The organism is Streptomyces sp. NPDC008125, assembly GCF_042957125.1.
Classification (GTDB): Bacteria; Actinomycetota; Actinomycetes; order Streptomycetales; family Streptomycetaceae; genus Streptomyces.
On the sequence record NZ_JBIBHR010000021.1, the window covers coordinates 94,994 to 107,531 of the forward strand.

Consider the following 12,538-nt stretch of genomic DNA (forward strand, 5'->3'; position numbering starts at 1 on the left):
GCGCTGCGGGCCGACCCCTGGGCGCTGGTGCCACGCCCCACCCGAACCATCTCTACCCCGGCACGAGGCTGGGGCGAACCAAGCCCCTGCCCTCCCACGGGCGACGCGCGGAACGGAGAAGACGATGAAGGCCTTCGTGGTGGAGAAGTACGGTGACCGAGCCGGCACGCGGGCCGCCGAGGTGCCCGACCCCGAGGTGGGCGCCGAGGACGTACTGGTCAGGATCGACGCGGCCGGCGTCAATCCGCTGGACGTCAGGATCCGCAACGGCGACTTCAAGGCGTTCCTGCCCTACCGTCTCCCGCTCGTCCTCGGCAACGACCTCGCGGGGACGGTCGTCCGCACCGGCCCGTCCGTCACCCGGTTCGCGGTGGGCGACCGTGTCTACGGCCGGCCCGACAAGGGCCGCATCGGCACCTTCGCCGAACTCCTCGCCGTCCACCAGGACGACCTGGCACCCAAACCGGCCACCCTCACCATGACCGAGGCCGCCTCCCTGCCGCTGGTCGCCCTGACCGCGTGGCAGGCACTGGTCGAGCGGGCCCAGGTGCGGCCGGGCCAGAAGGTCCTCATTCACGCGGGCGCCGGTGGCCTCGGTTCCGTCGCCGTCCAGTTGGCCAAGGCGTTGGGCGCGCACGTGGCCACCACCGTCAGCACCGCGAAGGCCGAGTCGGCGAAGGAACTCGGTGCGGACGTCGTGATCGACTACCGCACGCAGGACTTCGAAGAACTGCTCGACGGGTACGACGTCGTCCTCGACAGTCTCGGCGGCGTGAACCTCGCCAAGTCCCTGCGCGTGCTCAAGCGCGGCGGCGTGGCCGTCAGCGTCGCGGGCCCGCCCGACCCCGCCTTCGCGCGCGAACTCGGCGTCAACCCCCTCCTCCGCCTCGCCATGACCGCGCTGAGCTTCAGGACCCGGCGCGTTGCCGAGCGCCACGGCGTGACCTACTCGTTCCTGTTCATGAAGGCGAGTGGCGACCAACTGCGCCGGCTCACCCCCCTCATCGACGCCGGGAAGATCCGCCCGGTCGTCGACCGGGTCTTTCCGTTCGACGAGACCCTGGAAGCCATCGAGTACGTCGAGAAGGGGCGGGCGAGGGTCGGCAAGGTCGTCGTCGACATGGCCTGAGGGCAGGCGCGACCGGACACCGGGCTTCTCCCGCTGTTCGACGTGCCGTCCGTCCCGGGGCGCCCGGTCCCGGGGCTCCGGCGGCGCTGCCTGCTCGGTCCGATCGCCTGGGAACCCACCGGTATCCTGGGCTTCCGTGACCGCAAGCAGCGCAGACGCCGCACGCACCGCCCCGCCCCGTACGTATCCCGTCCCGTCGAGCCCGCTCCGGGTGCCGCGCAGGCGCGGGCCGTGGCCGGGGACGTGGAGGCCAACACGGCCACCGCCGCCGCCGTGGTCTGACCGCCGCCCGCGCGGCGGAGGGAATGCTGGGCGACCTGGACCGGGTCGTGGCGGGGGAGCGGGCGCGGTTCGCACTGGGCGCCGGGCGGCCGTAGCACCGATCAGCGCGGTTCCGGCGCCCCGGCGCGGGCGATACGGGTGGCGAAGAAGGCGAAGGCCAGGGCCAGAGCGGCCTGTACGGCCACGGCTGCGGCGAAACCGCGGGGCAGCCCGGCGGCGGCGGAACCGTCCGCCGTCGCGTCGGCCACGGCGTGGAAGAGGCCGCCCAGGAGTGCCACGCCCAGGCCGAGACCGAGCTGCTGCAAGGTGGTGAAGAGCCCGCCGGCGACACCCGCCGCCCAGGTCGGGGTGCGGGAGAGGACCGTGCGCAGGACCGGCCCGTACATCAGGGCCTGGGTGACACCGAGCAGGATCAGCAGCGGCTGCAGGGCCCACGGGGCTTCGCCGCGGGTGCCGCTGACGGTGACGGCGAGAGCCACGAGCACCGCCGCCTGCGCGATGGCCGCGCCGGTCATCGTCCAGCGTCCGGTGCGGCGTTCCACGGCCGGCAGGGCGAGGGCGACGACGACGAACCCCGCGCCGAACCCGAGCAGCAGCACGACGGTGCCCCAGGCGTCCACGCCGAACGCGCCCTGGGCGAGCGCCGAGAACTCGTAGAGGAACGCGCCGTAACCGGTGAAGAACAGCAGCGACATGATCAGGCCCTGACGCACGGCCGGGGTGCGCAGCACGCTCGGCGGGACGACGGGCAGTTCGCCGCGGCGTTCGGCGGCACGCTGCGAGCGGGCGAAGGCGGTGAGCACCGCGCCGGCCGCGGCCAGCATCGCGAGCACCGGGACCGGGCCGCCCGCCGAGGTGCCGAGGGTCAGGGGCACCACGATCAGGAGCAGTCCGGTGCCGAGGAGTGCGGCGCCGCGCAGGTCGAGCGTGAGCGGTGCCGTCGAGCGCGACTCGGGCACGGTGCGCAGCGCGAGCAGCGCGGTCGCGCCGATCGCTCCGGTGAGTATCTGCACGAGCCGCCAGCCCCAGTGGTCACCGGCGGCCTGGGACACGGCTCCCGCGAGGAGCTGCCCGGCGACGGTCGCGATGCCGCCGACGGCGGCGAAGAGCGTGACGCCCAGCGCCCGCAGCTTCGCGGGCGCGGTGGACTGGATGGTGGAGAGGACCTGCGGGGTGAACAGGCCGGCGGCCACGCCCAGCACGGCCCGCAGTACGACGAGGGTGACCAGGTTCGGCGCGAGGGCGGCGAGGACGGAGGCCACGCCGAAGGCGCCGACGCCGGACGCGAGCAGCCGGCGCCGTCCGAACCGGTCGCCCAGGCGCCCCGCGACGACGAGCGTCGCGGCGAACGCCGTGGTGTACGCGGACAGTACGAGCTGTCCGCCCGAAGCGGTCACACCGAGATCTCCGGTGATCGCGGGCTCCAGCAGGTTGACCGAACCGAACGTCATGTTCACGGGCAGGAAGGCGACGAGCAGGGCGGCGAGCCCGGCGCCGGTGAGAGCACGCGACGGGGCCGGAGCCACAGGGTGCGGGACGGCGGCGGCGGCGGGGACGGGGACGGCCGGCGGGGTGGGGGTGCCGGGAACGGCCGGTGGGGTGGAGGTGCCGGGAACGGCCGGTGGGGTGGAGGTGCCGGGTACGGGCGGTGCGGTCGTGAGGGTCATGACCGGACTGTGCGCCTGGCGTCATCCTGGTACCAGGAGCCAACTTATAGGGGTACCAGTACTACCTGGATCCACCGGCCCGGAGGCCCGACACTGGGGTGGTGACCTCTTCGACGCCCGACCGCGACGCCCTCGGCGCCTTCCTGCGCGCCCGCCGCGCCCGCGTGGCCCCCGCCGACGTGGGACTGCCCGCGGGCGGCCGGCGCCGCACGCCCGGTCTGCGGCGCGAGGAGGTCGCGCAGCTCGCCGGTGTCGGGGTCACCTGGTACACGTGGCTGGAACAGGGGAGGGCCAGGAACGCCTCCGACCAGGTCCTGGACGCGGTGGCGCGCGTCCTGCGCCTGGACGCCGCCGAGCACCGGCACCTGATGGTGCTCGCGGGCCGGGGGGCACCCGCCGAGCCGGGACCGCCGATGGACCTGCGCCCCGAACACACCGCCGTCCTGGCGAAGTTGCTGCCCTACCCGGCCGCCGTGCAAACCGACTGCTACGACCTGGTCGCGGCCAACCGCACCTACCGTTATCTCTTCGCCGACCTCGACGCGTACCCGGTCGAGGAACGCAACTGCGCGTGGCTGATGTTCACCGAACCGAGCTGGCGCGACAGCCTGGTGGACGAGGACACCGTCCTCCGCGACATCACCGCGAGGCTCCGCGCCCGCCAGCCGGAACACCGCGACGACCCCCGCTGGAACGCGCTGATCACCCGGCTGCGCCAGGAGTCGCCGGACTTCGTGCGGCACTGGGAGTCGTACGAGGTCGGCGCCGACCGGACCCAGTTGCGCCACTACCGTTCCCCGCGCGTCGGCGCCCTCGACGTCCAGTTCCAGAGCCTGTGGCTGGACCGGGCGCGGGGCGAGCGGATCATCGTCATGACCCCCGACGACGCCGCCACCGCCCAGCGCCTGGATCGCCTCGACTCGCTGGTCGGTGCCGCACCGGCGTGGACCTCCCTGGGAGACGGCGCCGCCGCGGACGGGTCGGTCGCGGGGGCCTGAGCGCGGGCTGCCGCAGTCCGCGGAGGGCGGGCCGCGCCGGAAACGGGTTGCCCGGGTAGCGGTGCCCTTCGAGAATCCGCCCATGACCATGACTCCCTCCGCGCTGCCGCTGTCGTCCCCCGCCGCCATGACACTGGGCCTCCAGCAGCGGACCGGCGGTCCGGGGAGGCCTACTCCGCACCGCGCGTGAGCGCGGCGTGGGTCGCGGGGCTGCTGGCCGGTTACGGCATCGCCGTACCGGTCGGGGCGGTCGCGACCTACCTGGTGGCCCTCGTGCTGCTGGGGCGCGTACTCACGGGCCCGCTCGGCCGGTCGATCACCTCGCTGATCTCCGGCGCGGTGATCGTCGGACTCGCGGCCCGGCTGGTACTCGCCCCGCCCTGACGAGAGCTCTACGCGACGGCGTCACCGGCGGCCGACGGCGGCGACTGCTCCTTCGCCGTGGCGATCACCTCGTCCAACACCTCGCGGGAACGCAGGAGTTCGGCGATCTTCCGGTCGATCCGGTCGCGTTCCGCGCCGAGGTCGCCGACCAGCCGGGGCGTGGCGACGGCGGATGGTCCGCCGTCCGAGTCCCGTACACAGGGCAGGAGTTCGTAGATCTTCGAGCTGCGCAGGCCCGCCGCGTAGAACTCCTGGATACGGATGACCCGGTCGACCGCGCCCTCGGGGTACTCGCGGTGCCCGCCGGGCGTACGGTCCGAGGCCAGCAGGCCCTGCTGCTCGTAGTAGCGCAGGGAACGCTCGCTCACGCCCGTACGCCGGGCCAGTTCACCGATGCGCATGACGCTCCAGCTCCTTTGCGACTTGAACCTGACACCGGTGTCAATTCCTACCCTCCCGGCATGACGAACGCACCCGCCTCCGCCCAGCCGTCCGGACCCGCTGTGTCCCGGCCTGCCGGACCCGCCCCCCGTACGGTCTTCGACCCCGCGGACCTCGGCCCGCTCCGCCTCCCGAACCGTCTCGTGATGGCTCCGCTGACCCGTAACCGCGCCACCGCCGACGGCGTCCCCACCCCGCTCATGGCCACCTACTACGCCCAGCGCGCCACGGCCGGCCTGATCATCGCCGAGGCGTCCACCCCCAACGCGGTCGGCCAGACCTACCCCAACATCACCGCCATCCACCGATCCGACCACGTCGCCGGATGGCGCCTGGTCACCGACGCGGTACGCGCGGCCGGCGGGCGGATGTTCCTCCAGCTCCAGCACGGCGGACGCGTCGGCCACCCCGACACCAGCGGCCTGACCCCGGTCGCCCCCTCGCCGGTGGCGCTCCCGGAGACGCTGCACACGCCCATGGGAAAGCAACAGGCACCCGTGCCACGCGAGATGAACCTCCAGGACATCGAGGACCACGTCGCCGACTTCGCCTCCGCCGCGCGCCGCGCGATCGAGGCGGGCTTCGAAGGGGTGGAAGTGCACAGCGCCAACGGCCACTTGCTCCACCAGTTCCTGTCGCAGAACACCAACCGCCGCACCGACGCCTACGGCGGCCCGGTCGGCAACCGGGTCCGGTTCGTCGCCGAAGTGGTCCGGGCCGTCGCCGACGGGATCGGCCCCGAGCGGGTGGGGCTGCGGGTCTCTCCCGGCAACACGGTCAACAGCATCGAGGAGGGCGACACCGAGGAGATCTACCCCGCCCTCGTCGCCGCCCTGGCGGGCAGCCGGATCGCCTACCTGCACATCGGGTACGCGGACCCGGACCAGCCCGTCTTCCAGCGCATCCGCAAGGACTGGCCCGGCACCCTGATCGCCAACCCGGTCCTTCCGAAGGACCGCATCCCCGAGGACGGGCGGCCTCGCCGCGAGCGAGCGCCTCCTCGCCGCCGGAGCCGACCTCGTCGCCCTCGGCCGCCCGTTCCTCGCCAACCCGGACCTCGTCCACCGTCTGCGTACCGGAGCGCCGGTGAACCAGGTGCGGGACGCGTACATGATGTACGTCGGCGGGGCGACGGGCTACACGGACTACCCGGCCGTGCGGACCGGCGGTTGAGGCAGCCGGGAGCCGGTGGGACACCGGGGTGCCCGGACCCTTTCCCAGGTGGGACCGGGGCAGTGGCAGACTGGCCGGTATGGATGTGCGCCGCAGGAACAACGTGACCGTCACCGGCCGTGCCGATGGACCGGTGCTTCTGCTGGCGCACGGATTCGGCTGCGATCAGAACATGTGGCGCCTGGTCGTGCCGGCGCTGGCGGAGAGCCACCAAGTCGTGCTCTTCGACTACGTGGGCTCGGGCCGGGCGGTCCCCGCGGCCTGGGACGAGCAGCGCTACAGCTCTCTGGACGGCTACGCGAGGGACGTGCTGGACGTGGTCGAGGAGCTGGACCTGCGGGAGGTGACGTTCGTGGGGCACTCGGTCAGCGCGATGGTGGGGGTACTCGCGGCGGCGAAGGCACCGGAGCGCATCTCCCGGCTGGTGATGGTCGCTCCCTCACCCCGCTACATCGACGAGGACGGCTACCGCGGCGGGTTCAGCGCGGAGGACATCGACGAGCTGCTGGAGTCGCTCGAATCGAACTATCTGGGCTGGTCGGCGGCGATGGCCCCCGTCATCATGGGCAACGACGACCGGCCCGAACTCGGCCAGGAGCTGACCGCCTCGTTCTGCGCGACCGACCCGGACATGGCCCGCGTCTTCGCCCGCACGACGTTCCTGTCCGACAGCCGGGAGGACCTCCGGACGGTCACGGCACCGACCCTGATCATCGAGTGCAGGCACGACGTGATCGCCCCCCGCGAGGTCGGCGCCTACGTCCGCGACGCGATACCCGGCAGCCGGCTGGTCACCCTGGAGGCGACAGGGCACTGTCCGCAGCTGAGCGCACCGCAGGCCACGGCCGGAGCGATCGCCGACTTCCTCGGAGCCGCCTCATGATGTGCCGCACCGGTCAGTCCCCGGAACCGGGCGACGGGCAGGACGTGGACGCCACGAACACGGTGTTCACCTCGCTGCTGGAGGACAGTGCCGAGGAACTCTACGAGCAGGCCCCGTGCGGCTACCTGTCGACGCTGATGGACGGCACCATCGCGAAGATCAACAGCACCCTGTTGGACTGGCTGGGCCTGGAACGGTCCCGGGTGGTGGGACGGATGCGGTTCGCCGACCTGCTGACCGTGGGCGGCAAGCTGTACCACGAGACGCACTTCGCGCCGATGCTGCAGATGAAGGGCGAGGTCAGCGGCGTCGCCATCGACATAAAGGCCGCTACCGGCCGGCGGATGCCGGTGCTGGTCACCTCCAAGGTGAAGACCAGCGAGAACGACGAGCCGCTACTGATCCGTACCACCGTCTTCGACGCCCGCGACCGCCGTGCCTACGAGACGGAGCTGCTCCGTGGCCGCCAGGCGGCCGAGGAAGCCCGCCGAGTGGCCGAGGAGGCCCGTCGGCAGTCCGAGGAAGCCCGCCAGGCGGCCGAGGAAGCCCGAAGGCAGTCCGAGGCCGACCGCGTCCGGCTCCAGGAGGCACTCGCCGCCCTCCAGCAGAGCCTGCTGCCCTCCCAGTTGCCCGAGATTCCGGGTCTGGAGGCCGACTCGTACTACCACACGGCCTCCCCGGACCTCCTGGGCGGAGACTTCTACGACCTCTTCCCCCTGGACTGCGACCGGTGGGCGTTCTTCCTCGGCGACGTGTGCGGCAAGGGCCCCCAGGCCGCCGCGGTCACGTCGCTGGCCCGCTACACCCTGCGCGCCGCCGCCCTCCACGACGCCGACCCCGTCACCGCGCTCACCACTCTGAACACGGTCCTGCACGAGCGGTACGCCAGCGGCGAAGGGCGTTTCTGCACCGTCGTGTTCGGCACCCTGGAACCCGGCGACGGCCACGTCGACGTGCACCTGGCCTCGGGCGGCCACCCCTCCGCCCTGATCCAGCGCGCCGACGGCAGCGCCGACTACCTCCCCACCCCTGGCGGGCTGCTCGTGGGCGTCATGCCCCAGGCCCCGTTCACCGCCGCCCGCACCCGGCTGCTCCCCGGCGACACTCTGCTCCTGTACACCGACGGTCTGACCGAGGCCCGTATCGGACCCGACCGCCGGCTGTACGGCGACGAAGCCCTGCGCGCCTTCACCGCCGCCCAGCCCGCCCAGGGCCCGAAAGCCCTGATCGCCGCCCTGGGAGGGCTGCTCGACTCCTTCGGCGACGGTCTCGACGACGACACCGCGCTCCTCGCCCTCGGTGTCCCCGCCCCCGGCGCCCCCGTCCCGCTTCCCACCACCGCGAGTGACCACCTGACATGAGCCCACTGACGATCACCACCCGCGACGCAGCCACCGGCCCGGTACTGGGGATCATCGGTGACCTCGACTACGCCACCGCGCCCGAACTGCGCGAGGCCCTGGACGGCCTCGCCCTCGCAGTGGGGCAACTGCTGGTCCTGGATCTGGCCGGCCTGGCCTTCTGCGACTCCAGCGGGATCAGTGCCCTGCTGTCGGCCAGAAGCCTGGCCGCCGACCGGGGCGGCCGCGTAGCGCTGATCGCGGTCCCCGCCAACACCGCGCGCATCCTGGGCGTCCTGGGCCTCAACCAGGTCTTCGCGATCGGCTCGGACGGCGGGGAGGCCGCCGAGCGTGATCCGCTCGCGGGCTGAGTCCCGGCCCCGACGGACCGGTTCCGGGCCGCTGGAAACCCGACCCGCGAGAGCGTGGGGGAACCGTCTCCCGGTCGGATGACCTCCACGTGGTGAAGGCCGGACGCGGCGACCCTGTCCGCATCCACCGGAACGACGGGAATGGACATTCATGAAACTGGCATTCAGGACCGCGGCTCTGGGGGCGGTCATCGCGGCCACCGCGGTACTGGTGGCTCCGGGAACCGCATTGGCCGATGACCCCAAGGACGGGGGCGTGGCCCGCTGTTCGGACGGGAAGGTCTGCCTCTTCGACGGCCCCAGCCTCACCGGGGACGTCCTGCAGCTCGATCCGGTGGACAACCGCAACATCGGCTCGGCGTGGAACGACCGGGCGGGCTCGGTGTGGAACCGCAGCAGCCTCAACGTGTGCATCTGGACCGATGCCGACTTCCGCGGCCTCAACTGGATCATCGAGCCGGGTAACAAGCAGGAACTCTGGGCTCTCTACGACAATTCGGTGACCAGCATCGAGGCCCACTCCGGCTACGGCTGCGGGGGCTGAGCCGACGGGTCGACCGGTCCCGCCGTCCTCCCGCCGTACGAGGGAGGACGGCGGCCGTTCGGCTGCTGCACGGCCCGCCGTACGCGCGCCTCAGGGACGATGTTCCGTGCTGCACTCGGGGAACCACCGCCCGCTCCGCCGGACAGCCCGGCACTGTCGCGCGCGAAGCACGCCGACGACCAAGGAGCGGACGGTGCCCGCGAACTTTCTGAGCGAGGAACAGTGCACGTCGCGGACATGGACGTACCGGAGCTCGAACCATCCCTCGCCACAGCGGTGTTCGAGCTGGAGGTGGGAGTCGGCTGCGCGAACGGGGTCCGGTAGCCGTCCCGGCGTTGGTCCGTGAGCTGGACGGGACCGCGAGTGTGTTCCTGACGGATCTTTCCCGGGACGCGGCCATGGCCGTCCGGGAGGGCGGGAACAAACGGTTCGGTGCGGTCGCGCCGATGACGCCGGTCAAGCCGTCCGACCCGCGCTCGTCCATTTCGGAGTCCGTGCCGGAGTCGGTGCCGGAGTCCGTCCTGGCTCTGTCCACCCTTACGGGAGACGGGCGGGCCATCGGCAGGGACGGCGTCCTCGCCGCCCTCACGATCCAGTTGTTCGGCGAAGTCAGGAGGCCGGTCCTCGCCGCTCCGACCGCCAGGCCGTTTCGAAAGTACCGCCTGTCGGGCGGTGCCCCGCATGCGCACCGATCAATGACAGCCCCACACGTCTTGTGCACGGGGCGCCTGTTGATCCGTTCCCACCCTTCAAATCGGTTGACGGTCAAGGGAGTCAAGGGTGGAACATCGGACGTTCAACTGTGACCCACCGATGCGCCACACGGACGGAGAGATGGCACGCAGATGGCCTTCAGAGGAGGAGACACGGAGCGAGAGTGCGGGAGGCGTCCGGCGGAGCCTGCGGCGACGGACGCAGGCTCGCGGCACGAGCTGAGGCAACTGCTCCCCGTGAAGAGCGTCTCGGAGCAGGTGCACACGGCGGGTCGGGTCAAGGATTTGGGGGAGACGCTGCAGTTCAGTTGGCCCGGGGTGTACTTCGAGGCCCGCTTCCGCGGGACAGGCCTCGGGGTGGTACTCGACTGCGCGGCCGCCGACTATGACGTCCAGGTCGACGGGGCCACCGTCGCCACCCTCGTCGCACCCGGCGACACCACGCACTGGATCGACGGCCTGCGGGAAGGCGAACACACGGTCCGGGTCGTCAAACGCAACGACACCCCGGGGGACACCAGCACGTTCGGAGGCTTCCTCGCCGCCCCCGGGGGTGCCGTACTGAGCAAGCCGGCGCCCCGGGACCGCCAGATCGAGTTCATCGGAGACTCCATCACGGTGGGCTACGGCAATGTCTCGGGCACTCTCGACTGCGATCCGGAGCAGCTCAAGCGGAACACCAACACCGACGTGAGCCACGGCGCCCTCACCGCTCAGCAGCTGGACGCCGATTACCAGATCAACGGCCTTTCCGGCCTCGGCATGGTGCGCAACGTCGCCGGCATCTGCCCGGACCTCACGTACCGGACCTACTACGACCGCGCCCTGCTGAACGTGGAGGGCGATGTCTGGCAGAACCCGGGGACGTGGCGCCCCCAGATCGTGGTGGTCAACCTCGGCTCCAACGACTTCACCGACCTCACCCCCGGTGAACCGTGGACGCCCGACAGCCTCGCGGCCGCCTACCGCACCGCCTACGGCGTGTTCCTGCGGAAACTGCGGACACGCTACGGTCCCGGCACCACCCTCGTGGCCGTCGGCTTCGACAGAAACGCCGAGCATGTGCGGCAGGTCGTCGAGACGTGCAACGACGCCGGCGACAGCGGGGTCCACTACTGGTTCCTCGATCAGACGGGCCTGGACTTCCTCGGATGCGACGGGCACACCTCCGCTCGCGACGACCGGGTGATCGCCGACCGACTTGCCTCGTTCCTCAGGAGCCTGCCGACGGGATGGTGAGCGGGGCTCGATCGCCCCCCGGCCGTCGAACCCGGTGAACCTGTGCGGGGGCGCCGGAAGCGACTGGGGGTTGGTTCGGACAGGTGACAGTTGAGCGGGGCTGAGGAGAGAGCGCTGCTGGACCTGGCCGACGGCGTGCGCGCCGCGCCGGGCGCACGCACTGCGTGCTTCGGTGAGTCGGAGCCGGGTCCACGCGCGAGGGAAGCCCTCATGCGTCTCAGTAATAGCCCTTGGTGCCGTCGAGGAGCTCCCGGACGATGTCCGCGTGCCCCGCGTGGCGCCCGGTCTCCTCGACGAGGTGGATCAGCATCCAGCGGAGGTTGGCGCCGCCGGAGTAGAAGCCGGAGTGCCGGCCGACGTCGTCCAGGGAGGCCGCGGCGACGATCTCGTTGCTGCGCGCGCACTGGGCCTCGTACTCCGCGAGGAGTTCAGCGAGGGAGCGGCCTTCGGTGGCCCAGTCGGCGGCCTCGACCGACTCGTCGAACGCCGGGTTCTGCTTCTCGTCCCCGCCGAGGAACAGCACCTCCAGCCACATGTGCTCGGTCCAGCGCATGTGGGAGACGAGACCGGCCATCGTCATGAGCGGTGAGGTCGGGACGACCGAACGGTGCGCGTCCTCCTCGCCGATCCCCTCGCACTTCCAGCGCAGAATCTGCCGCTGCAGGTCCAACCAGCCGACCAGCGAGGTTCGTTCGTCCGCTTGGAGCGGGGGGCGCTTCAGTTCCCGTGTCATGACGGCGCACGCTACCGGGGCGGCTGGGAAGCGCAATCGGATTTCCGGCTCCGGGGTGCGCGCACACGGTGACGCCTGCGCGGGTCGGCCCCGGGTCGTGGAACGCCCCGAGCCTCCCGGACAACCGCAGCCCCGAGCCGGTCCATGGCCCGGGGCCGCATGCGGAGAGACGAGTACGAGGCCATGTCCTGCGCCCCGGCGCCTCATCGTCGGGCAGCGAAGGCGACGAACTCGGTCCAGGCGGTGGCGCTGATGAGGAGCGCGGGCCCGGTGGGGTTCTTGCTGTCGCGGACGGGGACGAGGCCGGGGATGTCGTCGGCGACTTCGAGGCAGTTGTTGGCCCCGCCGTCGCTGTAGGTGGACTTGCGCCAGACAGCACGGCGGAGATCGACCGTGATCACCGGTCGCTCCGTCGGACGCTGTTGATGAAGGCGGCCCACGCAGGGGCGTTGATGACGAGCGCGGGCCCGGTGGGGTTCTTGCTGTCGCGGACGGGGACGAGGCCGGGGAAGTTGTCGGCGACTTCGAGGCAGTTATTGTCACCACCGTCGCTGTAGGTGGACTTGCGCCAGACAGCACGGCGGAGATCGACCGTGATCACCGGTCGCTCCGTCGGACGCTGTTGATGAAGGCGGCCCACG

The 12,538-nt window shown here is 71.7% G+C and carries 14 protein-coding genes and 1 pseudogene; 10 read left to right on the forward strand and 5 right to left on the reverse strand.

Features of this window, described 5'->3' with window-relative positions; genetic code table 11:
• The first annotated feature begins 124 nt into the window (after positions 1–124).
• Positions 125–1,129, forward strand: a complete 1,005-nt coding sequence (locus ACFZAX_RS29490) for a zinc-binding dehydrogenase (protein WP_390965344.1) — start codon at positions 125–127, stop codon at positions 1,127–1,129.
• A 42-nt stretch (positions 1,130–1,171) separates the two neighbouring features.
• Positions 1,172–1,411 carry a hypothetical protein gene (locus ACFZAX_RS29495; RefSeq protein WP_390965345.1) on the forward strand — a complete coding sequence of 80 codons (240 nt, stop codon included), beginning with the start codon at positions 1,172–1,174 and terminating at the stop codon, positions 1,409–1,411.
• A gap of 101 nt (positions 1,412–1,512) precedes the next feature.
• Here ACFZAX_RS29495 and ACFZAX_RS29500 read toward each other — a convergent pair whose 3' ends face one another.
• Positions 1,513–3,078: an MFS transporter gene (locus ACFZAX_RS29500; RefSeq protein ID WP_390965346.1), complete on the reverse strand. Its 1,566-nt coding sequence runs from the start codon at positions 3,076–3,078 to the stop codon at positions 1,513–1,515.
• Positions 3,079–3,179: 101 nt separating this feature from the next.
• Here ACFZAX_RS29500 and ACFZAX_RS29505 point away from each other — a divergent pair, with 101 nt between their 5' ends.
• Together ACFZAX_RS29505 and ACFZAX_RS29510 are read left to right on the forward strand one after the other, a co-directional pair.
• Complete coding sequence (locus ACFZAX_RS29505) at positions 3,180–4,076, forward strand: helix-turn-helix domain-containing protein (protein ID WP_390965347.1); 897 nt, start codon at positions 3,180–3,182, stop codon at positions 4,074–4,076.
• A 186-nt stretch (positions 4,077–4,262) separates the two neighbouring features.
• Positions 4,263–4,460 carry a hypothetical protein gene (locus tag ACFZAX_RS29510; RefSeq protein ID WP_390965348.1) on the forward strand — a complete coding sequence of 66 codons (198 nt, stop codon included), beginning with the start codon at positions 4,263–4,265 and terminating at the stop codon, positions 4,458–4,460.
• A gap of 8 nt (positions 4,461–4,468) precedes the next feature.
• On the opposite strand, the gene ACFZAX_RS29515 is transcribed toward ACFZAX_RS29510, so the two are convergent.
• On the reverse strand, positions 4,469–4,861 hold the full coding sequence (locus tag ACFZAX_RS29515; RefSeq protein WP_390965349.1) for a MerR family DNA-binding transcriptional regulator: 393 nt from the start codon (positions 4,859–4,861) through the stop codon (positions 4,469–4,471).
• Between the two features lie 186 nt (positions 4,862–5,047).
• Here ACFZAX_RS29515 and ACFZAX_RS29520 point away from each other — a divergent pair.
• The 6 genes and pseudogenes from ACFZAX_RS29520 (at position 5,048) to ACFZAX_RS29545 (ending at position 11,164) form a co-directional block, all read left to right on the forward strand.
• Positions 5,048–6,074 (forward strand): annotated as a pseudogene (locus ACFZAX_RS29520) (alkene reductase).
• Positions 6,075–6,153: 79 nt separating this feature from the next.
• The gene (locus ACFZAX_RS29525) at positions 6,154–6,957 is read left to right on the forward strand and encodes an alpha/beta fold hydrolase (RefSeq protein WP_390965350.1); all 804 of its coding nucleotides are present in this window, start codon (positions 6,154–6,156) and stop codon (positions 6,955–6,957) included.
• Positions 6,957–8,318, forward strand: coding sequence for a SpoIIE family protein phosphatase (locus ACFZAX_RS29530; protein ID WP_390965395.1), 1,362 nt, complete (start codon positions 6,957–6,959; stop codon positions 8,316–8,318). Before ACFZAX_RS29525 ends, ACFZAX_RS29530 begins: the two co-directional genes overlap by 1 nt.
• Positions 8,315–8,668 (forward strand): anti-sigma factor antagonist, encoded by a 354-nt coding sequence (locus tag ACFZAX_RS29535; protein WP_390965351.1) that lies wholly within the window; start codon positions 8,315–8,317, stop codon positions 8,666–8,668. Before ACFZAX_RS29530 ends, ACFZAX_RS29535 begins: the two co-directional genes overlap by 4 nt.
• A gap of 151 nt (positions 8,669–8,819) precedes the next feature.
• Entirely contained in the window at positions 8,820–9,212 is a 393-nt protein-coding gene (locus ACFZAX_RS29540; protein ID WP_390965352.1) for a peptidase inhibitor family I36 protein, read from the forward strand.
• A gap of 950 nt (positions 9,213–10,162) precedes the next feature.
• Positions 10,163–11,164: a GDSL-type esterase/lipase family protein gene (locus ACFZAX_RS29545; RefSeq protein WP_390965353.1), complete on the forward strand. Its 1,002-nt coding sequence runs from the start codon at positions 10,163–10,165 to the stop codon at positions 11,162–11,164.
• A gap of 217 nt (positions 11,165–11,381) precedes the next feature.
• Here ACFZAX_RS29545 and ACFZAX_RS29550 read toward each other — a convergent pair whose 3' ends face one another.
• The 3 genes from ACFZAX_RS29550 to ACFZAX_RS29560 all read right to left on the reverse strand — a co-directional run bounded on the left by ACFZAX_RS29550 (position 11,382) and on the right by ACFZAX_RS29560 (position 12,498).
• Positions 11,382–11,897: a DUF664 domain-containing protein gene (locus tag ACFZAX_RS29550; protein ID WP_390965354.1), complete on the reverse strand. Its 516-nt coding sequence runs from the start codon at positions 11,895–11,897 to the stop codon at positions 11,382–11,384.
• Between the two features lie 203 nt (positions 11,898–12,100).
• Positions 12,101–12,298: a DUF397 domain-containing protein gene (locus tag ACFZAX_RS29555; RefSeq protein WP_390965355.1), complete on the reverse strand. Its 198-nt coding sequence runs from the start codon at positions 12,296–12,298 to the stop codon at positions 12,101–12,103.
• Complete coding sequence (locus ACFZAX_RS29560; RefSeq protein WP_390965396.1) at positions 12,295–12,498, reverse strand: DUF397 domain-containing protein; 204 nt, start codon at positions 12,496–12,498, stop codon at positions 12,295–12,297. Before ACFZAX_RS29560 ends, ACFZAX_RS29555 begins: the two co-directional genes overlap by 4 nt.
• Between the last annotated feature and the right edge of the window lie 40 nt (positions 12,499–12,538).

Bases quoted from the DNA above. Each gene is read 5' to 3' on its own strand.
- ACFZAX_RS29490 (WP_390965344.1), top strand. From the start codon at position 125: ATGAAGGCCTTCGTGGTGGAGAAGTACGGTGACCGAGCCGGCACGCGG.
- ACFZAX_RS29500 (WP_390965346.1), bottom strand. From the start codon at position 3,078: ATGACCCTCACGACCGCACCGCCCGTACCCGGCACCTCCACCCCACCG.
- ACFZAX_RS29515 (WP_390965349.1), bottom strand. From the start codon at position 4,861: ATGCGCATCGGTGAACTGGCCCGGCGTACGGGCGTGAGCGAGCGTTCC.
- ACFZAX_RS29525 (WP_390965350.1), top strand. From the start codon at position 6,154: ATGGATGTGCGCCGCAGGAACAACGTGACCGTCACCGGCCGTGCCGAT.
- ACFZAX_RS29530 (WP_390965395.1), top strand. From the start codon at position 6,957: ATGTGCCGCACCGGTCAGTCCCCGGAACCGGGCGACGGGCAGGACGTG.
- ACFZAX_RS29535 (WP_390965351.1), top strand. From the start codon at position 8,315: ATGAGCCCACTGACGATCACCACCCGCGACGCAGCCACCGGCCCGGTA.
- ACFZAX_RS29540 (WP_390965352.1), top strand. From the start codon at position 8,820: ATGAAACTGGCATTCAGGACCGCGGCTCTGGGGGCGGTCATCGCGGCC.
- ACFZAX_RS29550 (WP_390965354.1), bottom strand. From the start codon at position 11,897: ATGACACGGGAACTGAAGCGCCCCCCGCTCCAAGCGGACGAACGAACC.